The organism is Alphaproteobacteria bacterium PA2 (genome assembly GCA_002256425.1).
Classification (GTDB): Bacteria; Pseudomonadota; Alphaproteobacteria; order Caulobacterales; family Caulobacteraceae; genus Phenylobacterium.
Genome location: NKIZ01000001.1, coordinates 3029747 through 3049732, shown reverse-complemented (window position 1 = coordinate 3049732; position 19986 = coordinate 3029747). Strand labels below are relative to the sequence as shown.

28 protein-coding genes and 1 riboswitch are annotated in these 19986 nt (G+C 63.7%); of the genes, 12 read left to right on the top strand and 16 right to left on the bottom strand.

Annotation, left to right across the window (positions count from 1 at the left end):
- Positions 1-73: 73 nt before the first annotated feature.
- The 3 genes from CFE28_14675 to CFE28_14665 all read right to left on the bottom strand — a co-directional run bounded on the left by CFE28_14675 (position 74) and on the right by CFE28_14665 (position 1311).
- Positions 74-235, bottom strand: coding sequence for an entericidin (locus CFE28_14675; protein OYU71127.1), 162 nt, complete (start codon positions 233-235; stop codon positions 74-76).
- Positions 235-459: a general stress protein CsbD gene (locus CFE28_14670; protein ID OYU71126.1), complete on the bottom strand. Its 225-nt coding sequence runs from the start codon at positions 457-459 to the stop codon at positions 235-237. Before CFE28_14670 ends, CFE28_14675 begins: the two co-directional genes overlap by 1 nt.
- Before the next feature lie 84 nt (positions 460-543).
- Entirely contained in the window at positions 544-1311 is a 768-nt protein-coding gene (locus tag CFE28_14665) for a response regulator (protein OYU71125.1), read from the bottom strand.
- Positions 1312-1458: 147 nt separating this feature from the next.
- On the opposite strand from CFE28_14665, the gene CFE28_14660 reads away from it, so the two are divergent.
- The 3 genes from CFE28_14660 to CFE28_14650 are packed head-to-tail and all read left to right on the top strand — an operon-like array spanning position 1459 to position 2938.
- Positions 1459-1641 (top strand): hypothetical protein, encoded by a 183-nt coding sequence (locus CFE28_14660; protein ID OYU71124.1) that lies wholly within the window; start codon positions 1459-1461, stop codon positions 1639-1641.
- Positions 1638-2255: an RNA polymerase subunit sigma-70 gene (locus tag CFE28_14655; GenBank protein ID OYU71123.1), complete on the top strand. Its 618-nt coding sequence runs from the start codon at positions 1638-1640 to the stop codon at positions 2253-2255. The genes CFE28_14660 and CFE28_14655 overlap by 4 nt, the downstream gene beginning before the upstream one ends.
- Positions 2252-2938 carry a hypothetical protein gene (locus CFE28_14650; protein OYU71122.1) on the top strand — a complete coding sequence of 229 codons (687 nt, stop codon included), beginning with the start codon at positions 2252-2254 and terminating at the stop codon, positions 2936-2938. The genes CFE28_14655 and CFE28_14650 overlap by 4 nt, the downstream gene beginning before the upstream one ends.
- Positions 2939-2978: 40 nt before the next feature.
- Here the strand turns inward: CFE28_14650 and CFE28_14645 are convergent, their stop codons facing one another.
- The 7 genes from CFE28_14645 to CFE28_14615 form a co-directional block, all read right to left on the bottom strand.
- Positions 2979-3149 (bottom strand): DUF1328 domain-containing protein, encoded by a 171-nt coding sequence (locus CFE28_14645; protein ID OYU71121.1) that lies wholly within the window; start codon positions 3147-3149, stop codon positions 2979-2981.
- Positions 3150-3214: 65 nt separating this feature from the next.
- Positions 3215-3595 (bottom strand): hypothetical protein, encoded by a 381-nt coding sequence (locus tag CFE28_14640; GenBank protein ID OYU71120.1) that lies wholly within the window; start codon positions 3593-3595, stop codon positions 3215-3217.
- 142 nt (positions 3596-3737) lie between these two features.
- Positions 3738-4088, bottom strand: a complete 351-nt coding sequence (locus CFE28_14635; GenBank protein OYU71119.1) for a hypothetical protein — start codon at positions 4086-4088, stop codon at positions 3738-3740.
- 8 nt (positions 4089-4096) lie between these two features.
- The gene (locus tag CFE28_14630; protein OYU71118.1) at positions 4097-4573 is read right to left on the bottom strand and encodes a hypothetical protein; all 477 of its coding nucleotides are present in this window, start codon (positions 4571-4573) and stop codon (positions 4097-4099) included.
- A gap of 53 nt (positions 4574-4626) precedes the next feature.
- A complete protein-coding gene (locus CFE28_14625) occupies positions 4627-5073 on the bottom strand; it encodes a ribonuclease HI (protein ID OYU71117.1) in 447 nt (148 codons plus the stop codon).
- Positions 5070-6035: a homoserine kinase gene (gene thrB, locus CFE28_14620; GenBank protein ID OYU71116.1), complete on the bottom strand. Its 966-nt coding sequence runs from the start codon at positions 6033-6035 to the stop codon at positions 5070-5072. Before thrB ends, CFE28_14625 begins: the two co-directional genes overlap by 4 nt.
- A 62-nt stretch (positions 6036-6097) precedes the next feature.
- Complete coding sequence (locus CFE28_14615; protein ID OYU71115.1) at positions 6098-7051, bottom strand: 4-hydroxy-3-methylbut-2-enyl diphosphate reductase; 954 nt, start codon at positions 7049-7051, stop codon at positions 6098-6100.
- Positions 7052-7252: 201 nt separating this feature from the next.
- Between CFE28_14615 and CFE28_14610 the strand changes: the two genes are divergently transcribed.
- From CFE28_14610 to CFE28_14600, 3 genes are all read left to right on the top strand, one after another.
- Positions 7253-7930, top strand: a complete 678-nt coding sequence (locus tag CFE28_14610; GenBank protein OYU71114.1) for a Tat pathway signal sequence domain protein — start codon at positions 7253-7255, stop codon at positions 7928-7930.
- Positions 7927-9726 (top strand): arginine--tRNA ligase, encoded by a 1800-nt coding sequence (locus CFE28_14605; protein ID OYU71113.1) that lies wholly within the window; start codon positions 7927-7929, stop codon positions 9724-9726. Before CFE28_14610 ends, CFE28_14605 begins: the two co-directional genes overlap by 4 nt.
- A gap of 99 nt (positions 9727-9825) precedes the next feature.
- A complete protein-coding gene (locus CFE28_14600) occupies positions 9826-10596 on the top strand; it encodes a hypothetical protein (GenBank protein ID OYU71112.1) in 771 nt (256 codons plus the stop codon).
- Here CFE28_14600 and CFE28_14595 read toward each other — a convergent pair.
- On the bottom strand, positions 10589-11353 hold the full coding sequence (locus CFE28_14595; GenBank protein ID OYU71111.1) for a hypothetical protein: 765 nt from the start codon (positions 11351-11353) through the stop codon (positions 10589-10591). The two genes, CFE28_14600 and CFE28_14595, sit on opposite strands and share 8 nt — an antisense overlap.
- A gap of 73 nt (positions 11354-11426) precedes the next feature.
- A riboswitch (glycine riboswitch) is annotated at positions 11427-11520 on the top strand.
- On the opposite strand from CFE28_14595, the gene CFE28_14590 reads away from it, so the two are divergent.
- The 6 genes from CFE28_14590 to CFE28_14565 all read left to right on the top strand — a co-directional run bounded on the left by CFE28_14590 (position 11521) and on the right by CFE28_14565 (position 17173).
- The gene (locus tag CFE28_14590) at positions 11521-12783 is read left to right on the top strand and encodes a glycine cleavage system protein T (GenBank protein ID OYU71734.1); all 1263 of its coding nucleotides are present in this window, start codon (positions 11521-11523) and stop codon (positions 12781-12783) included.
- 14 nt (positions 12784-12797) lie between these two features.
- Positions 12798-13163: a glycine cleavage system protein H gene (gcvH, locus tag CFE28_14585; protein ID OYU71110.1), complete on the top strand. Its 366-nt coding sequence runs from the start codon at positions 12798-12800 to the stop codon at positions 13161-13163.
- A 5-nt stretch (positions 13164-13168) separates the two neighbouring features.
- On the top strand, positions 13169-14515 hold the full coding sequence (locus tag CFE28_14580; protein ID OYU71109.1) for a glycine dehydrogenase (aminomethyl-transferring): 1347 nt from the start codon (positions 13169-13171) through the stop codon (positions 14513-14515).
- Positions 14512-16080 carry a glycine dehydrogenase (aminomethyl-transferring) gene (locus CFE28_14575; protein ID OYU71108.1) on the top strand — a complete coding sequence of 523 codons (1569 nt, stop codon included), beginning with the start codon at positions 14512-14514 and terminating at the stop codon, positions 16078-16080. Before CFE28_14580 ends, CFE28_14575 begins: the two co-directional genes overlap by 4 nt.
- Positions 16081-16208: 128 nt before the next feature.
- Positions 16209-16664, top strand: coding sequence for a hypothetical protein (locus CFE28_14570; GenBank protein OYU71107.1), 456 nt, complete (start codon positions 16209-16211; stop codon positions 16662-16664).
- Between the two features lie 101 nt (positions 16665-16765).
- Complete coding sequence (locus tag CFE28_14565) at positions 16766-17173, top strand: hypothetical protein (protein ID OYU71106.1); 408 nt, start codon at positions 16766-16768, stop codon at positions 17171-17173.
- 47 nt (positions 17174-17220) lie between these two features.
- Here the strand turns inward: CFE28_14565 and CFE28_14560 are convergent, their stop codons facing one another.
- From CFE28_14560 to CFE28_14540, 5 genes are all read right to left on the bottom strand, one after another.
- Positions 17221-17724 (bottom strand): ATP F0F1 synthase subunit B, encoded by a 504-nt coding sequence (locus CFE28_14560; GenBank protein ID OYU71105.1) that lies wholly within the window; start codon positions 17722-17724, stop codon positions 17221-17223.
- On the bottom strand, positions 17724-18290 hold the full coding sequence (locus CFE28_14555) for a hypothetical protein (GenBank protein ID OYU71104.1): 567 nt from the start codon (positions 18288-18290) through the stop codon (positions 17724-17726). The genes CFE28_14560 and CFE28_14555 overlap by 1 nt, the downstream gene beginning before the upstream one ends.
- 72 nt (positions 18291-18362) lie before the next feature.
- Complete coding sequence (locus CFE28_14550; GenBank protein OYU71103.1) at positions 18363-18587, bottom strand: F0F1 ATP synthase subunit C; 225 nt, start codon at positions 18585-18587, stop codon at positions 18363-18365.
- 49 nt (positions 18588-18636) lie between these two features.
- Positions 18637-19422, bottom strand: coding sequence for a F0F1 ATP synthase subunit A (locus CFE28_14545; GenBank protein ID OYU71102.1), 786 nt, complete (start codon positions 19420-19422; stop codon positions 18637-18639).
- Between the two features lie 16 nt (positions 19423-19438).
- The gene (locus CFE28_14540; GenBank protein ID OYU71101.1) at positions 19439-19789 is read right to left on the bottom strand and encodes a F0F1 ATP synthase assembly protein I; all 351 of its coding nucleotides are present in this window, start codon (positions 19787-19789) and stop codon (positions 19439-19441) included.
- Between the last annotated feature and the right edge of the window lie 197 nt (positions 19790-19986).

Genomic DNA, 19986 nt, shown 5'->3' with positions numbered 1-19986 from the left:
GTAGTTGAGGCCTGGAACCGCCGCATTTCTGCGACGATTTCAGGCCTCCATGATCCGCAGGCTGGGGCGTCGCCTACTTCTTCATGTCCTGCTGGGTTGTGGCGGCGGCATCGGATACCGCCTTGCCTGTTGCCGAGACGTCGCGGCCGGCGCCCTTGATGGTGTTGCAGGCCGTCAAGCCGAAGGCCAGTACAGCGACCAGGGGGATCAGGGTCTTGAGGGAAGGGCGGGCCATCACATCTTGGCCTTGTCAGCGGCCTTTGAGGCCTTGTCGTGCCATTCCTTGACCTGGCGGTCCGCGTCTTCACGGGTGACGCCATAGTGCTGTTGCACGACGCCGGCGAGCTTCTCGGCATCGCCTTCGACCCGCAGCAGGTCATCGTCGGTCAACTTGCCCCACTGGCGCTTGGCTTCGCCCGACAGCTGCTTCCATTGGCCCTTAAGGGTATCTGAGTTCATCGGAGGTCCTCCACTTTTTCGGCCGTCATCCGGTCTCCTGAACAACGCGCCGTGGTCTGGAAGGTTCCGATTCTCCGGAGGTTCTTACCCGTGAAAGAACAGGGCCTGGCCGATCACCGCCTTGACGGTCTCGGGCTTGAAGGGCTTGGTGATCAGATAGGTCGGCTCCGGCCGATCTCCCGAGAGCAGCCTTTCAGGGAAGGCGGTGATGAAGATCACCGGGATGCTTTCGTGGCCGAGAATGTCCTTCACCGCGTCTATGCCTGAACTATCATCCGCCAACTGAATATCAGCCAGAATCAGTCCCGGGGCTTCTTCTGCAGCAGCGGCGGTGGCTTCAGATCGGGTGCGCGCCACCGCGATCACATCATGACCGAGCTCCCTGACGAGGCCTTCAATGTCCAGGGCGATGATGGGTTCATCCTCGATGATCAGGACCCGGGTCTTCAGGGCTGCATCAATGTCTGCATGGGCGGAGGCAATGTCCCGGGCGACCTCGAGGGGGGACATGGCGAGGATCTCGGCAGCTTCGTCGAGGGTAAACCCTTCCATGGCCGTCAGGAGGAACGCCTTGCGATCCGGCGGCGAAAGCCTCTGCAGGGTCTGGTCAGAGGCCAGGGTGGACCTGGGCGTCTGTTCCAGAGTGGCGCCGGTCCGGTCCCACATCTGGTGAAACGCCATATAGAGCGCCACCTTTGGCGTATCCCTTTCCTCCAGCTCGAGATCGCCGTCCAGCAGGGCCTGCAGGGTGGCGCGGACATAGGCGTCTCCGCGGATCTGATCGCCCGTGAGCGATCTTGCATAGCGTCTGAGATAGGGCAGGTCCGCCGCAATCTTCCGGGCTGAGTTCATCTGTTGATCCCCTGACAAACGGACCAATTCTTTCGATCCCAAGGAACCAAAACGCCCCCTCGCACGTAGGGTTCCCAAATGGCGTGTGTGCTGTGGACGAAACGGGGTCGATCCCAGACCCTGTGATGTGGAAAAAGGGCCTGGGCATTGACGAGAGATCAGACCTCGAGCCCGGCGCGGCCGGCCCCGAGCAGTCCGGCAAGACGGCTGCAGGGCGAAGTCATCGGCAAGGTGCTGCGGGAGCAGTACGAGACGGTCCTGGCCGAACCCGTGCCCTCCGAGCTCCTGGACCTGCTTGACGCCCTGGAGCGGGGCGAGGCTCCCCGATGACATCGGACACGCAAGGCGCCGGAACGACAACGGAAGACAAGTCCAAGGCCTTCAAGGCTGATCTGGTCGCGATCATCCCGGCCCTGCGCGCCTTCGCCAGGTCACTCTGCGGCAACCCCGCCCTGGCTGACGACCTCGTTCAGGAAACCATGCTCAAGGCCTGGACCGCCCGCGGATCCTACATTGTAGGGACCAACTTCAAGGCCTGGACCTTCCGGATTCTCCGAAATGCATTCTATTCCACCTGGAGGAAATCCAGACGCCTGACTTCCATTGACGAGGAGCACCACGCCAAGACGGCGAGGGCGATCGAAAATGTTGAGACCGCCATGGAGCTTGCAGAGGTCTCCAGCGCCATCCGACAACTGCCGATCGAGCAGCGCGAAGCCCTGATCCTGATCGCAGCCGGCGGGTTCAACTATGATGAGGTCGCCAGGATCATCGGGGTTGCGGTGGGCACGGTGAAAAGCCGGGTCTCCCGCGGCCGGTCAACCCTGGCCGTCCTCATGACCAAACGACATAACCGCCGTACGCCGACCCCGGTCATGGGCGCGGCCGCCGGCCTGATCCGGGACTCTGATCAGCTGGTCAAACGCGCCGCTGCGACCCCTTGAGTCCGCCCACCACGCCGTCTGTTACGGCGTCGCGCGAGGACCTTCTCGCTGAGAACGCCCATCTTCGGCGGGAAATCGACCACAGGGTCCGCAACAGTCTGCAAGTGGTGGCGTCGCTGATCGATGTGACCAGCAGGTCCAGCACCGAGCCTGCAGCCCGGTCTGTGCTGGCCATGCTGCGCGCCAGGGTTTCAGGCATGATCGCCGTCTACCGGACTCTGGATGATGTTCCGCACCGGGCCATGGTCGACATGGGAGAGACTCTTCAGGATCTGGCGCTTCAGGTGGTCGAGACCATATCCGATCGCCCTGTCCGGCCGGCCGTCAAGGTCAGCGCCGAAGGCGTTGTCCTGCCCCTGGACGACGCCATGCCTGTCGCCCTCATGGTGATCGAAGTGCTTCTCGCCGCCGCCATTGACACGGGCATGAACAGTCCGACCGCCCTGGTCGCCCTTACCCGGGATCTCGACCAGGCGACCCTTCGGGTGGACCTTGCGGGTAGATCTGAAGCGCCCGGCCAGTTGGTGATGGGCGAGCCTGCCCTGCACATGATCCAAGCCCTGGCCCGGCAGCTTGGTGGGCCCCTGCGCATCGAGCAGGGCATTGGCCAGACCCTGGCCCTCGAGGTGACGTTTCCTGTCCGGGCCCTGACCGGACTGACGAAAAGCCCCCCCTTGCCCTGAGGCAGGAGGGGCCGATTTTCATCGGGGTCTTGCGGAATTTCTATCCCAGACGCCGCCCCTGCATGCCGAACAGGGCGCTCAGCAGGAAGAGGACAATGGCCAGGACGAACACGACCTTTGCAAAGCTGAATGAGATCGATGCGACGGCGCCAAAGCCAATGGCTCCGGCAACCAGAGCAATGACGAGGAAAACTGCAGTCCAGTAAAACATGGCGAAATCCTTCTTGCTTGGAGAGTGAGGCCGGCGGGTTCAGGCCCGCCGGAGACAGGGCCAACTCACTCGGGGCGGGTCTTGGCGGCGACGTCAGACATGGACTTGTCTACGGCCTCGCCAGCATTGTGGGCGGCGGACCCTACGGACTGGGCGGCGTCAGCGGTCGCGGATTGGGAGGCGGCGGTGGTGGACTCAATACTCCGGTCAACGGCCCCGCCAGCGTTGGCAAAGGACCCGCTTTCCCGGGCGAAGTAGGCCGTAGCGCCCATGGCTATGACGCCGCCGATCACTATGCCGGCGAGGAGGCTTGAGTTCGACCCATGTCGCAGGGCGTGGGCATGTTCTTTCTCCCGTCGGCTCCGGATCACGGCCTCGTCCTGTGCTGTGATCCTGTCGCTCATCCGGTCGGGAATGCCTTGGGGTGAAATGTACTGTTCAGTCATAGAACTGGTCCTTCCAGGTCTCTGACGGAGATGCTCAAGCATTTGGGCCTGAGCAGATGGCTCCGTTCCAGGTACCCGGGGAAACGCGCCCGGACGACATTCGATCCAGGAATTGTCAGTTCGCCGATCGGTTCAGATGGTCCTAAAGCCTTATGCCAAACCGGGGACCAACCCAGGTCATCAGCAGATAGAGGCCGATGGTCAAAAGACAGCCGACGCCGAGAGCGCCCCAGAACGGCGTTCCACGCCTCAGCAGGGCCGGAATGATCAGAAACATGGGCAAGGACGGCAGAACATACCAGACGGTTGCCTGAGCATGGTCAGCCAGCCTGACGGGGTCATGGGTATCTTTCCACAGCCACATCATGCCGAGCACTGAAACCAGAGGCAGGGACGCCACAAGGGCTCCAAATCCGGGGGACCGCTTTGCGATTTCCGAGACGGCGGCGATGATCAGCCCGGACAGGCCAGCCTTGAGGATCAGGTACAGCATGGCTGATCCTAACCTGCAGCAGTCTCTTCCGCCAGAAAGGCGCCGAGGGCCTTCAGGAATGGCAGGGCGTCGCGGAACTCATTGTCCGTGAAGCCGTCCCTCAGCTTTTCGGTCTGGGCCTTCATGGCCTTGAAGAGGGCGTTGGCGGTTTCAATTCCGGTGCGGGTGATCCTGATCCGTTTCTTGCGGCCGTCCGCCACGTCACTGATCACCGCGATCAGACCCTGTTCCTCCATTTTCTGGAGTATGTTGGTCACCGCACCCTTGGTCACCAGCAGGACCTGGGAGAGCTCTGCTGGGGTCAGGCCATCGCCATGGCGCATGAAGTGCCGCAGGACTTCAAAATGCGCATAGGTCATGCCCGGCGGCAGATGGCGGATCACGGTCTTCCGCAGGAAGTGTTCAATGACGCCAATGGCGGTGAAGACCTCGATGTGAGGATGGTCCTGGGGCGAAGTGGCGCTGCGAAGGGGGATTGAGGACATTCACGCCTCCACTCGTTCAATCCTGAACGATCTGGGGAGCGTCGTCGTCCTTGTCAAGGACGGGCGCGTGCTTCGGTCAGGCCCTGGCGGGCGAGTTCGTCGGCGCGTTCATTGAGGGGGTGGCCGGCATGGCCCTTGACCCACTTCCAGGTCACCTGGTGGCGGCCCCGGGCCTCATCGAGCCTGCGCCAGAGATCATCATTCTTGACCGGCTTGTTGTCTGCGGTCCGCCAGCCCCGGCGTTTCCAGTTGTGGATCCACTCGGAAATGCCCTTCATGACGTAGGTGCTGTCGGTGTGAAGTTCGACAGAGCAGGGCTTGGTCAGGGCTTCCAGGGCTCGGATGGCGGCCATCAACTCCATCCGGTTGTTGGTGGAGTCTGGCTCGCCGCCGCAGATTTCCTTCACGGTCTGGCCCAGGGTCAGTATGGCGCCCCAGCCTCCGGGCCCGGGATTACCCGAGCAGGCGCCGTCCGTATAAATCACCACTGAAGGGGTCATTGCCCGGCTCCCATCAGGACCAGATCGGGAGCTTCCCGATGTACGGCCAGCTTGCGCTCATACTCCAGGGGATCCTTGGGCCGGACCAGGGCGCCGGCCGGGGTTGCGCCCCAATCGGCGAGGCGCGTCAGGAAAAACCGCATGGCTGCGCCGTGGGCCAGAATTGGAAGAGCCTGACGTTCTGCGGGGGTCAGGGGGCGGTGGATCTCATAGCCCGCCACCATGGCGCGGGCGGCGGTTATGTTGAAGCTGCCATCGGCCTCGAAACACCAAGCATTGAGGGCGACGGCGATGTCATAGGCCAGGGCGTCGACACAGGCGAAATAGAAGTCGATGGCCCCCGCAAACTTCCCGCCATTGAAGAAGACATTGTCCGGAAAATAGTCCGCGTGAACGATCCCTGTTGGCAGTCCACCTGGCCAGTTGGATGCAAAGTAATCCAGGTCCGCCGCAAGGGTGGCCGCAAGTCCGGGCTTCAAGGCCTCGGCTGCCGGCTTCAGGCGTTCGAACATCGGCGCCCAGGCTTCCTGTCCCAGGTCATTGGCGCGGGTTCCACCATAACCCTCCGCGGCCAGATGCAGTCGGGCCAGTCCTTCACCGGCCTCCCGACAGTGGGCCACGCTGGGCCTACGGACCGAAAGCCCGGGCAGGAAGGTGACAATAGCGGCCGGCTTGCCCCGAACAGTCTGAAGGACCTTGCCAGAGCGGTCAGCCACCGGTGCAGCGCTGGGATAGCCATGGTCCGCCAGCCAGCTGAGCAGGTTCAGGAAGAAGGGCAGTTCGTCGGCCCGGACCCGCTTTTCATAGACCGTCAGGAAATAGCGTCCGGTCTCGGTTTCCAGCATGAAGTTGGAGTTTTCCACCCCCTCGGCCACGCCCTTGAAGGCCAGAGGCGCGCCAAGGTCATAGGACGCCAACAGGGACGCCAGATCTTCGTCGGTGAGGTCGGTGTAAACAGCCATGTGACGCTCCGATTGCGGGAGGTCGGGCCGCCGGTCAAGTCACAGAAGGCTCGACCATGCGCCTAGGGCATGCGCGGCAGCTTGAAGCTGACCGTCTCCCGCGCGGCCTCGACCTCGCGCACCGTGACCTCAAAGGCTGCGTTCAGTTTGTCGATCACCCCCTGCACCAGGACTTCCGGGGCGGAGGCGCCTGCCGTCACACCTACGGCGCTGGCGCCTTCCATCCAGGAAAGGTCCAGGTGTGAAGCGTCATCAATCAGGTGTGCGGCTTTCACGCCGGCCCTCAGGGCGACTTCCACCAGTCGAACCGAGTTCGAGGAGTTGGCCGATCCAATGACCAGCACAACATCGCTACCTTCCGCCATGGCCTTGACGGCGTCCTGACGGTTGGTGGTCGCGTAGCAGATGTCCTCCTTGTGCGGCGCCGAAATCGCTGGAAACCGCTCGCGCAGGGCGCTGACAATTTCGGCCGTATCGTCCACTGACAGGGTGGTCTGGGTGACGAAGGCCACATTACCCGCGTCCCTGGGCGTGAAGGCCCTGGCGTCCTCGACCGTCTCGATCAGGGCGACGGCGCCTGGGGGTAACTGGCCCATGGTGCCGACGACCTCGGGGTGTCCGGCATGGCCGATCAGGATGATCTCGCGTCCGGCGTCGAAATGTCTGCCGGCCTCAACATGGACCTTGGAAACCAGGGGGCAGGTCGCGTCGAGATAGAGCATGTTGCGGGACCTGGCCTCCGCCGGCACGGCCTTCGGAACGCCATGGGCTGAAAAGACTACCGGCCGATCTAAGGGGCATTCTTCCAGTTCCTCGACAAAGACCGCCCCAAGGGCCTTCAGCCTGTCCACAACATGGCGGTTATGGACGATCTCATGGCGAACATAGACTGGCGCCCCATACTTTTCGATGGCGCGTTCAACGATCTGGATCGCCCGGTCCACCCCGGCGCAAAAGCCCCGCGGGGTGGCCAGAAGGACGGTCAGGGGGCGGGGAGGGGGAGCCGGGGAAGACATGATCCCAAGCTAGGGCTTCAGAGGCTTCGACGCTAGTGGAGCGAGTCTGGCGCTCGCTTCCTGAAATTGGTCTCGTTGCGCGCGGACATCGTACGCCATTGTCGGACTCGGAACACCAGCCGCGTTGCAGCCGCAATCTTTAGACATTACTAGGAACCCCAAGGCGGGTCCCCCGCTGCAGCCCCTTGTCTGGACGACCTCATGCGCCGGTCACTTATCCTTATCGCCGCCCTTCTCGGCGCCGCCGTCACCCTTCCAGCCAATACGGCGTTCGCCCAGGGCCGCCAGAGCGATGAAGATCGCCAGCAGCAGGACCAGGCCAAGAAGAAAAAGCGTGACCAGGAGTTCGGCGATATCCAGGCGCCGTTGCCGCAGCTGCGGAACGCCGGTCCGTGCCCCTATGTAAAGGTCCTCTACGACGCCGGGCGATATGTAGAGTTCAAGGACGGCAGGGAAGCCTCCGCCAACGTCGGGTATTCAGGAGAAATCCAAAGTATTTCCGCCGGTTGCGCCTACAAGGACGACGAACCCATCACCCTGAAGATGCAGGTCCTGTTCGAACTGGGCAAGGGTCCGCAGGCCGAAGGCTCCAGCAAGACCTACCGCTACTGGATCGCTGTCACCCAGCGCAATGAGGCCGTGATCGCCAAGGAATACTTCAACCTGCCTGTGAAGTTCCAGCCGGGTCAGGATCGGGTCTATGTGACGGAAGAGATCAACCAGGTGGTGATCCCCCGGGCCAAGCTGACCACATCCGGCTCGAACTTCGAAGTCCTGGTGGGCTTTGACGTCACCCCGGAAATGGCCGAGTTCAATCGTCTGGGCAAACGCTTCCGCCTGAACGCCGGCGCGGCATCGGCGGCGACGAATCAAAAATGACGGATCTGAAGCAAGGCCTGACCCAGGCTGTCTCGGCGGCCTTCGCGGCCTTGGACCTCCCTGCAGACCTCGGGCGGGTGACCCCGTCCGATCGCCCTGACCTGGCTGACTTCCAGTGCAACGGGGCCCTCTCCGCAGCCAAGGCGGCCCGCCGCAATCCCCGGGAAATCGCCCAGGCGGTCCTCGCTGAGCTGGACAAGGACAAAAGGCTAGCTGCGGCCGAGATCGCCGGCGCCGGCTTCATCAATTTCAAGGTCACCGATCAGGCGCTGTCGGCCCGGGCCAACACCCTTGCAGCCGATCCACGGGCGGGAGCCAGCCAGGTCGGAACTGTCCGGCGCATACTGGTGGACTATGGCGGACCCAATGTCGCCAAGCCGATGCATGTGGGCCACCTGCGGGCCTCGATCATCGGCGAGTCCCTGAAGCGGATCTATCGCTACCGTGGCGACACCGTCCTGGGCGACGCCCATTTCGGCGACTGGGGCTATCAGATGGGCCTGCTGATCGGCGCGGCCATGGACGAGGCGCCCGAGATCGCCACCCTGATCAATGGAATCAACGGCTCCAACGACACGATCTCCGAGGTCCGGGAGGCCGAGGCCTTCGCCCTGTTCGAAAGTCGTATAACCCTGAACGATCTTGATCGCCTCTACCCGGCCGCCGCGGCCCAGGGCAAGGAAGATCCGGAATATCGCGACCGCGCCCGCAAGATCACGGCGGGGTTGCAGGACCGGACGCCGGGCTATCACCTGCTCTGGAAGCACTTCGCCAAGGTGACGCGGGTCGCCCTGGAGCGGGACTTCCACGCCCTGGGGGTCGATTTCGACCTCTGGAAGGGTGAGAGCGATGTCGAGGATCTGATCGATCCCATGGTGGCCGAGCTGGACGCCAAGGGCCTGATCGAGGATGACCAGGGCGCCCGGATCATCCGCGTCGCCCGCGAGGACGACAAGCGCCAGCTGCCGCCCCTTCTGGTGGTCTCGTCCGAGGGCTCGGCCATGTATGGCACCACGGACCTGGCCACCATTCTGGACCGCAAGCGCAGCTTTGATCCCCACCAGATCCTCTATGTGGTGGACCAGCGGCAGGCCGACCATTTCGAGATCGTCTTCCGCGCCGCCCTGATGGCCGGCTATGCGGCGGAAGGCGGCCTGGAGCATCTGGGCTTCGGCACCATGAACGGGGTTGACGGCAAACCGTTCAAGACCCGCGAGGGTGGGGTGCTGAAGCTGAACGACCTGATCGAAATGACCCGGGAAAAGGCCCGCGAGCGCCTGAAGGAAGCCGACCTGGGCGCCGAGCTTGACCCGGAGGCCTTCGAGGCCACCGCCCATGCCGTAGCGGTGGCGGCCCTCAAGTTCGCTGACCTGCAGAATTTCCGTGGGACGTCCTATGTGTTCGATCTCGATCGCTTCTCGAGCTTCGAAGGCAAGACGGGTCCCTATCTGCTCTACCAGGCAGTTCGGGTGAAATCAGTCCTGCGTCGGGCGGCCGAGGCTGGCCATTCGGCGGGCCCAGTCACTGTGACCGAACCTGCCGAGCGGGATCTGGTCCTGCTGCTGGACGCTTTCGACCAGGCCCTGGTGGACGCCTATGAAAAAAAGGCGCCCAACCTGATCGCCGAGCATGCCTACAAGCTGGCCCAGGGCTTTTCTAAATTCTATGCGGCCTGCCCCATCCTTCCAGCCGAAGCTGCTGTCAGGTCATCGCGCCTGACCCTGGCCCAGACGGCTCTGCGTCAGCTGGAACTGAGCCTGGACCTGCTGGGGATTGTAGCGCCCGAGCGGATGTAGGCCGCGGCTGCTTGATAGAAAACCTGATCCCTTGCGAAGGTAAACCCCTTTGCCAGGCAGGCAGGTTTGGGCCCATGCAAACCCTGCAAGGAGCTTTGCATGCCTGCTGATTTCTGGATGTTCGTCGCCGTCGGGTTTGGGGCCCAGCTGGTGGATGGCGCCCTGGGCATGGCCTACGGCGTCATATGCTCATCCACACTTCTCATGATGGGTGTTTCACCTGCGAACACGTCGGCAAGCGTCCACGCGGCCAAGGTCTTCGCCGGCGCCGCCTCTGCCATCAGCCATCTCTACCACCGCAATGTCGGTCGCCGATTGCTGATCCTGCTGGCCCTTGGCGGGGTCATTGGCGGGGTCCTCGGCGCCTATGTGCTCACCTCGATCAAGGGTGATGCCGTCAAACCCTTTGTGGTCGGCTGGCTCGGGCTCATGGGGCTGGTCATCCTTTACCGCGCCTGGAGACAGACCCGCCCCCAGCTTTTCTCATGGCGGCTGCCATTCCCCCTTGGCTTTGTCGGCGGCTTCTTCGACGCTATTGGCGGGGGCGGTTGGGGACCCATCGTCACCTCGACCCTGATGGGGGGAGGGGCAGAGCCAAGGCAGGCCATCGGCACGACCAATACCGCGGAATTCTTCATGGCGGTCGCCGTGTCAGCCGCCTTCCTGACCGCCCTGATTACGGGGCATTGGCAGACGACAGGTCTGACAGATCACATCTGGTCTGTCGGCGGCCTGGTAGTAGGCGGCGTCGTCGCGGCCCCGATCGCCGGATGGGCGACCAAGCATATACCCCTGCGGCCCCTTACGTGGCTTGTGGGGCTGCTGGTGACCGGCCTGGCCATGTGGCAGGGCTATGACCTGATCAACTAGCAGGTTGGAACCGAGCCCTGGACACCCAGATCAGCGCCCCCGCCGCCAGGGCCAGGAAGATCAGCCCCCCCGGCGCCGGAAACGCCCACCAGCTGCCTGACCAGCCACCCAGACCTCCGGCGATCAGTCCCGCCATGACGATGTTTGGCGCAGCATGTCCGGCTGCGGCCCCGAGCCAGGATCCCGCGCAATCGCACAGCCGTGTCAGGAGGGCGCGATAGACAAGGCATGCGGCGATGAAAGCCGCGATCATCGCCGGCGGCGCGGTTTCAAGATCCGGAAACAGGCCGATGCGGAAATGAACCGGGACCAGGTGCCAGAGGGCCCAGATCGCGCCGAGCCCAAGGACGCCCAGGCGCGGGCCCAGGGCCTGACGGGCCAGGGTCAGGCCGCCCGCCGCCCAGCCCAGCTCTTCCAGAACACTGGTCAGGCCACTGCCCGCCATCGCCGTTGCAACAGCCTGGGGTGTGGGAGAAAGCCCGCCAAGGTGAGCCTTGCCCAAAATCAGGGCCGTCGCCGTTGCAGACAGGACAATGGCCAGGGTGATGATGGCTGCGCGCAGGATTTCTGAAGGTCGGAGGGCTGGCCGTTCGGTCTTCAGGCCCCAAGCCAGGGCGTTTCCAAGGACCGCCGGCCCCAGGATCATGGCCAGCTTGCCAAGGTTCTGCAGGTCCGTCTGGCCGCTTCCTATGAGGACTGCCGGGAGCAGCAGGACCCCCAATCCGAAGGCCGCAAATCTCAGACGCACAGAAAACATGCAGGGCCCCTTTCCTTGATCGAGGCTAGTCCAGCATCCTTGACTCCGAAAGCCCGTTCAACGACTCTGACAGTCGACTCTCGCGGGAGAGATCGGGGCCCCAAAGCCCCGGAGCCGAAGGCGCAACCGCCCCGGAAACGCTCAGGCAAACGGACCGCGAAAGGCTGATGAACGCTGGAAAGCAGCACCCTCGCGGGGGCTCGCCGAAGGAGCAAAGAACCCTTGCGGGTTCTGAAATCTCTCAGGTTCCAAAGACAGCGGGGGCAGGGCGACGTCGGAGATCCCTTCCGCACGCGTCACGTCAGCGGAGTCGACCCTTGTCTGAAGAGACCCTCAGGACCACGCCCCTACATGCGGCGCATGTTGCGGCAGGCGCCCGCATGGTGCCCTTTGCCGGCTATTCCATGCCCGTCCAGTACAAGGACGGCGTGCTCAAGGAACACCTCTGGACCCGCGCCCATGCAGGTCTGTTCGACGTCAGCCATATGGGCCAGGCAAGGCTGCGGGGCGAGGCGCCCCTTGCGGCCTTCCAGCAGGTCACCCCTGGCGACTTCAAGGGGCTGAAGGCCGGCAAGCAGCGCTATTCCGTCCTGCTTAACGCCTCTGGCGGGATCATTGATGATCTGATGGCCGCCCGCCCGGACGATGACGGCCTGTTCGTGGTGGTCAATGGCGCCTGCAAGGACAATGACTTCAAGGTCATGGGTGAAGCCCTGGCCGGGCAGGTCGAGATCGAGCGGCTTGAAGACCGTGCGCTGATGGCCCTGCAGGGCCCTGAGGCCTGCGCCGTCCTGACCGCCCACATTCCGCAAGCTGCGCAGATGGTCTTTATGGACAGCGCCGCCCTCGAAGGCTTCGGGACGGACGTCCTCCTGTCGCGGTCCGGCTATACCGGCGAAGACGGCTATGAAATCTCTGTCCCGGCCAGCGAAGCCGAGCGCGTCTGGAACATGCTGCTCGCTGATGAACGGGTGCGGCCCATCGGCCTGGGCGCCCGCGACAGCCTGAGGCTTGAGGCCGGGCTTCCCCTATATGGCCATGACGTGGACGAAACCGTCAGCCCCATCGAGGCCGATCTGGGCTTTGCCGTCTCCGTAAAGCGTCGGGAAGCCGCCGACTTCCCGGGCGCCGCCCGCATACTGGGCGAACTTCAGGGCGCAGCGACCCGCAAGCGGGTTGGTCTGAAAGTCCTCGAAGGCGCCCCCGCTCGGGAAGGCGCCGAGATCGCCGATGAAGACGGCAAGGTCATCGGCATCGTCACCTCCGGCGGTTTCGCCCCCAGCCTTTCCGCACCGATCGCCATGGGCTTTGTACCCCCAGCTTTCGCCTCGCCCGGGACCCGACTCAGGGTCATCGTACGGGGCAAGCCTCAGTCCGCTGAGGTCACCGCCATGCCATTTGTTCCCCACCGCTACGTCCGCAAGCTCTGAGAAGGACCCACACCATGCGCTTCACCAAAGATCACGAATGGGTCGAACTGGACGGCGACATCGCCACGGTCGGCATTACAGCCTATGCGGCGGAACAACTGGGCGATGTTGTGTTCGTCGAGACCCCGGATGTCGGCAAGGCCCTGAAGGGCGGCGACTCCATGGCGGTGGTCGAGAGCGTCAAGGCCGCCTCTGACGTTTACGCGCCCCTGTCCGGGGAAGTGGTGGAAGGCAACGCCGCCCTGGGCGACGCGCCCGAAACCGTCAATGACCAGCCTGAAGGCCTCGGCTGGTTCGCAAAGATCAGGATCGCCGACAAGGCCGAGTTCGAGGCCCTGATGGATCGCGCCGCCTATGAAGCCTATCTGGGAACCCTCTGAGCCTCATGCGCTATCTTCCCCTGACCCCTGCTGATCGCACCGACATGCTGTCGGTGATCGGCGCAAAGTCCATTGACGACCTGTTTGTTGACGTGCCGGGCGTCGCCCGGAAGGCCGAGTTGTTCGACCTGCCGCTCCATGCCGGCGAGATGGAGGTTGAGCGCGAGCTCGCCGCCCTGGCCGCCCTGAACCGGCCGGCCGGCGCAGGTCCCTTCTTCTGTGGGGCAGGAGCTTACAAGCATCACATTCCGGCCACCGTGGACCATGTGATCCAGAGGTCGGAGTTCCTGACCAGCTATACGCCCTACCAGCCGGAGATCGCCCAGGGGACCTTGCAGGTTCTCTTCGAGTTCCAGACCCAGGTGGCGGCCCTGACGGGTCTCGAGGTGGCCAACGCCTCCATGTACGACGGCTCCACCGCCTGCGCGGAGGCCGTGATGATGGCCCAGCGGGTCACCCGTCGTAACAAGGCCGTGCTGTCAGGCGGCCTGCACCCTCACTATTCCGCCGTGACCCAGACCATCGCCCACGCCGAGGGCATGGAGATCAACCGTCTAGCCGCCGCAATCGACGCCGAGGCCGCCGTGGTCGCCGAAATTGACAGCGACACGGCCTGTGTCGTGGTCCAGACCCCCAACGCCTTTGGCACGGTCACGGATGTCACCCGGATCGCCGAGGCGGCCCACGCCGCCGGGGCCCTCCTGATTGTTGTGACGACCGAAGCGGTGTCCTTCGGCCTGCTGAAATCCCCAGGCGAAATGGGCGCCGATATCGCCGTGGCCGAGGGCCAGTCCATAGGCGTCGGCCTCAGCTATGGCGGGCCCTATGTTGGCCTCTTCGCCTGCAAGGAAAAATACGTCCGCCAGATGCCTGGCCGGCTTTGCGGAGAAACCCTGGACGCCGAAGGTCGCCGGGGCTTTGTCCTGACCCTGTCGACCCGGGAACAGCATATCCGCCGCGATAAGGCGACCTCCAACATCTGCACCAATTCCGGCCTCTGCGCCCTGGCCTTCACCATCCACCTCTCCCTGCTGGGCGAGCGGGGGCTGAGGGATCTGGCGGCGCTGAACCACAGCCGGGCGCGGCAATTGCGCGACGCCCTGGCCGCCATTCCCGGCGTCGAGATCCTGACCCCGCGCTTCTTCAACGAATTTGCCGTGCGCCTGCCTCAGGATGCTGCGGCCGTGGTCGAGGATCTGGTGGGGCAGGGGATCATAGCTGGCGCGCCTTATTCGCGGCTGGCGCCTGAGGCGGGTCTGGATGACGTCCTGCTGGTCGCCGCCACGGAAACCACAACGGAGGCCGACATCGCCGCCCTGATTGCAGCTATGAAGGGGAGGTTCGGCCAATGACCATGAACAGTGTTGGACGCCCGACGCGTCCTGAGGGCCAGGCCGCAGGTGTTGGCGGCTCCCTGACCGGGGCCCGTGGCCTGCTGCAGGATGAAGCCCTGATCTTCGAACTGGGCGGATGGGACAAGTCCGGCGTCGATCTGGAAGCGCCGGCCCTAGATGCCTCTGACCTTGGCGATCTGGTCCGCAAGACGCCGATCGGCATTCCCGGGCTCTCCGAGCCGGAAACCATGCGGCACTATGTGCGCCTCAGCCAGAAGAACCACGCCATCGATCTGGCCCTCTATCCCCTGGGATCGTGCACCATGAAGCACAATCCGCGGCTCAATGAGAAAATGGCGCGGCTGGCCGGGTTTGGCGACCTGCATCCCCTTACGCCGGTCTCGGCCTCCCAGGGCGCCCTGGCGCTGATGGACCGACTGGCTCATTGGCTGAAGACCATGACCGCCATGCCTGCAGTCGCCATGTCACCCAAGGCTGGCGCCCACGGCGAACTCTGCGGCCTGCTGTGCATCAAGGCCGCCCATGAGGCCAAGGGCCAGGGCCACCGGCGGACCGTCCTGGTGCCGACCTCGGCTCACGGCACCAATCCGGCGACGGCGGCGTTTGTGGGCTATTCCGTCACCGAGATCGCCCAGACCGATGACGGCCGGGTCGATCTGGCTGATCTGGAAGCCAAGCTCTCCAGCGATGTGGCCGCCATCATGGTCACCAATCCAAATACCTGCGGCCTGTTCGAGCGGGACATTATCGAGATCGCCCGGCTGACCCATGCGGCGGGGGCCTACTTCTATTGTGACGGCGCCAACTTCAACGCCATCGTCGGTCGGGTGCGTCCCGGCGACCTCGGCGTCGACGCCATGCACATCAACCTGCACAAGACCTTCTCGACGCCCCATGGTGGCGGTGGGCCGGGCGCGGGTCCCGTGGTCCTGTCCGAAGCCCTGGCGCCCTTCGCCCCGGCTCCATGGGTGGTCTCGGGCCCCAAGGGCTTTGATCTGATCGAAAGCCCTGAAGGGGAGGCTGCCCAGGGCTTTGGCCGGATGGTCGCCTTCCAGGGTCAGATGGGCATGTTCGTGCGGGCCTATGCCTACATGCTCAGCCATGGGGCGGACGGTCTGCGTCAGGTGGCTGAGGACGCTGTCCTGAACGCCAACTACATCAAGGCACGGCTCTCCGGAGTGATGACTCCCGCCTTCCCGGACGGGCCCTGCATGCATGAGGCCCTGTTTGACGACCACTGGCTGGAAGGAACCGGGGTCACGACCCTCGACTTCGCCAAGGCCATGATCGACGAGGGCTTCCATCCCATGACCATGTACTTCCCCCTGGTCGTACACGGCGCCATGCTGATCGAGCCTACGGAAACGGAATCAAAGCAGGAGCTGGACCGCTTCTGTGACGCCCTGATCGCCTTGGCCAATGCCGCCAAGGCGGGGGATGTGAACCGGTTTACCGGCGCACCTTATCTGGCGCCTCTCAGGCGTCTGGATGAAACCCAGGCGGCCCGTAAGCCCAAGCTGACCTGGAAGCCTGTGTCCCAAACGCCCCTTGCGGCGGAATAGCGCACCTTGCGGAAATTTAACGAGAACCCTGCCTTTACGATTCAATGTTACATGCTCATATCCACCTAACGTGATCACCGGCGCACCTCCCCAAGTCGCCGCGGACCACGGACCCCAGGAAGCATGCCGTGTCTATTTTGACGCCCACCCTGCGCTTGACGCGCGCCTCGGATGAAGCCGCCCGCGACCTTGCCGGTCGCGTTGGGCGCTTCCTCCTCGTGGCTCTGGGTCTGGTGATCATGGCTGTGGGACTTGTGACGGCTCCCCTTCCCGGGCACCTGGGCCTGCCGATCCTGGTGGTCGGCTTGATGGTTGTGCTGCGCAATTCCTTCAAGGCCCGTCGCCGGTTTGTCCGCATGCAGCGGGCTCACCCCAAGATGATCTTTCCCCTGCGCCGCCTCATGCGCCGGGAACCAGAGGTCGTGCTGGTGATCTGGCAGCAGTTCCTCAGGGTCGAACGCATCATTCCCAACCGGAAGCACCGGATTCTGGTCAAGGCGCGTCGGGCTTTCCGTCGCCATAGCCGCAAGCCCGCCGGGCCGAGCACACCCGGTTTTGCGCCTGGCATCCTTCCGGCTGAATAGTCCACAGACGGCTGTCCGATATTTTCGTCTGCGCCTTACAATTGATCCGTCGGCGACACATATCCTCAGCCAGACCCCCAAGCACCCTGCTTTCTCTTTGAATTTCTGAAGGTCCATTGGAGAACAAGCGCGTTCACCGGGCGGCAGACGCTCTTGTCCTGGCCTATGCCGGGCGGGCGGCCAGGATTGTGCTGACCCTGCTCGGGGTCGTGGTCGTCATAATCGGGCTTGTCATCGCCCCATTGCCTGGCCCCCTTGGGGTGCCGGTCATGGTGGTTGGCCTGATGCTGATCCTGCGCAACTCCTTCAAGGCGCGGCGACAGTTTGTCCGTTTCCAGCAGTCCCACCCCAAAATCGCCCGCCCGCTTCGCCGCCTGCTGAGGCGGGATCCGGAAGTCATCCTGTTCTTCTGGGAGCAATTCCTCCGGCTGGAGCGCCTGCTCCTGCCGCCCAGGTGGCGGCGCGCGGTCCTGTGGCGACGCAAGCTCAAGCGACGCAGGTCCAGATAAGAAAAAGGGCCCTTTCGGGCCCTTGAACTCCGCGCTTCGCCGGACGTCTATTGAAGCTTGCTGCTCATCTGACCGATGGCGATGTCGATCAGGGGGTCACTCTTCGAACCGGCGAGACGGGCCACAAGAACCTGTTCCGCCATCTGGGCTGCAAGGTCAGCCGCAGCCGCCTTGACCTCGGTCTGAGCCTGCGCCTCGGCATTGGCGATCTTGCGTTCCGCAAGAAGCTGACGCCGTGCGAGACTTTCCTCGAGCTTGGCCTTGGCCTCGGCTTCGAAGACCCGGACCTGTTCGCGGGCGGCGGCCAGCATGTCCTTTGCCTGACGCTCAGCCTCGGCGCGCTCTGCCTGCAGGGAGGCGAGAAGGCGTTCGGCTTCAGCCCGGATCCGGGCGGCTTCATCCAGGTCTGACTGAATGGAGGCGGTCCGGGCGTCGAGGGTTGCGGCTATGGCCTTGGGGGCCTTGGCCACGAAGATCACGATGCCAAGGAAAATGAGCAGGCCGACGCCGACCCAGAATTCCGCGTCTGCGGGATTAAGGAATTCAGGCATCAGACAGCTCCCTGGCCGGCGGCCTTGATGTCGGCGGCCGAGACCTTGGATCCGGTCAGGCGCTCGACAATAGCCTGCGCGGTTTCCACGGCGATCCCGCTGACATTGGCCATGGCGGCGTCGCGAAGACCCCGAATACGGTCCTCAGCCTGGGCGAGTTCCCCGGCCAGACGCTCATCTTCAGCAGCCTGGCGCTTATTGAGTTCTGCCGTGGCCTTGGCCTTGGCTTCAACCGCCAGGGCCCGGGACGCAGCGCGGGCCTGCTCGATCTCGGCTTTTGCAGCTGCAGCCTGGGCGTCGGCTTCAGCCTGGACGGTCCTGGCCTGGTCCACTGCCGAAGCAATGGTTTCAGCCCGGACATCCAGCACCTTGCGCAGCCGAGGCACGAAGACCCTGGACAGCAGGGTATAGAGGACAGCGAAAATCAGGACCAGCCAGACAATCTGGCCGCCCCAGAATTCAAACTTGAATTGCGGCAGCCCGCCGCCGCTCTGGGCGGCCTCCGTGGACTCACTGGTGTGAGCGCCTGCGGAGTTGGCAGGATGGGATGTAGGTTCGGCGGCCATAAGGCTTAGACGTCCTAATTACAGAGGGGCGGCCTGACGGTTACGCCAGACGCCCCTTGCTGTGGTCTCAGCTTAGCTGAACAGGATGAGCAGGCCGAGCACGAAGGCCAGAATGCCCAGGGCTTCGGTCAGAGCGGCGCCCAGGATCAGGTTGGTGAACTGACCAGCGGCGGCCGACGGGTTACGCGTCGCGCCTTGCAGGAAGCCCGAGAAGATGGTGCCCACGCCGATGCCCGCGCCGATCATGCCGAGGGTCGCGAGGCCCGCACCGATGTATTTAGCTGCAGCCGGATCCATGTTTTTAGTCCCGTTTGGAAGTTGAGAAGAGAGTGAAGAAACCCGACCGTCAGTGGTGATGGCCGAGGTTGACCACGTCATTGAGATAGACGCAGGCCAGAACCGCGAAGACGAAAGCCTGGAGGAAGGCTACCAGGAATTCGAGAGAGGTCAGGGCGACAACGCCGCCCAGGGAAAGCAGGGCGCCGGCATAACCCAGCGTGGCGACGCCGCCTGTGGCGCCGAGGGCGCAGAGGGAAACGACGAAGCCGGCGAACACCTTCAGCGCCACGTGGCCGCCCAGCATGTTGCCGAACAGACGAAGGGCCAGGGTGACGGGCCGGAGCATGAACGAGATGAGCTCGATCGGGGTCACCAGGATCAGCATGTACCAGGGCACGCCCGCCGGCACGAACAGCTTGTACATATTGGCGCCGTTTCGGGCGAAGCCGACGATCAGCACCAGAAGTATGGTCATGACTGCGAGGCTCGCTGTGACCGCAAGCTGGGATGTTGCGGTGAACACCAGGAACAGACCCAGGAAGTTCATCACCAGGATGAACAGGAAAAGGGTGAAGACAAACGGGAAGAAGGTACGGCCTTCATGGCCGATGATCCCGGTCGCAAGGTCGTCGATATAGCCGAAAATGCCTTCGCCGATAACCTGCAGGCGGCCGGGAACCACGGCGGCCCGGGCGGTCACCAGGGCGAAGAAGGCCACGATGATGGTCGCAGCGATCAGCATCGACAGGATGGAGTTGTTGATCGACAGGTCAATGGCGCCAAGGCCAGGGACGTTGACGGTCGGCAAGGTGAGAACCGGGTGGATCTCGAACTGATGCATCGGGCTGGCCATGCCGCCTCGAACTCCTTCAATCGTCCTCGTCGTCGATGGGGAGGTCCTTCGGGGGCCCCCACTCACTCGCCAACTCGGCGCTCATACGTGCGGCCATGCGAACGGCCATCCAAATCGAAACAGCGAAGCCCATCAGGACTCCGATGATCATAGCCCAGGGCGCTGTGTGGATCAGCGAGTCGACGATAGCGCCGAATCCGATCCCAACAAATGCGCCCCCGAACAAAACACCAATGAGGCGGGCGCCGTCGCCATGCGCCCTGGACCCATAGTCCGGCGTAGGCTGAGTCGTCCGCGCCGCTAGCGCTTCGGCTCGCGCATCGAGGCTTTTTATGGCCTCCTCACGCGAAGTTTCGGGAACTGCCATGCGTCACACGGTCTGTAGACCGTGACGTCTCCGCCACAGCCCCGGGCTTCAAGTCGCGCGGAACCTATAGCCGTGTGTGCGGTGCGTCAAGGCTGGCTGGAAGTGGATTTAATCCATTGAAAACAAACAATAACCTGACGATCATCCGCCTTCCGTCGGGCTGGAAGTCGTTTCGCGGCCGGAGAGGGGCAAGCTTC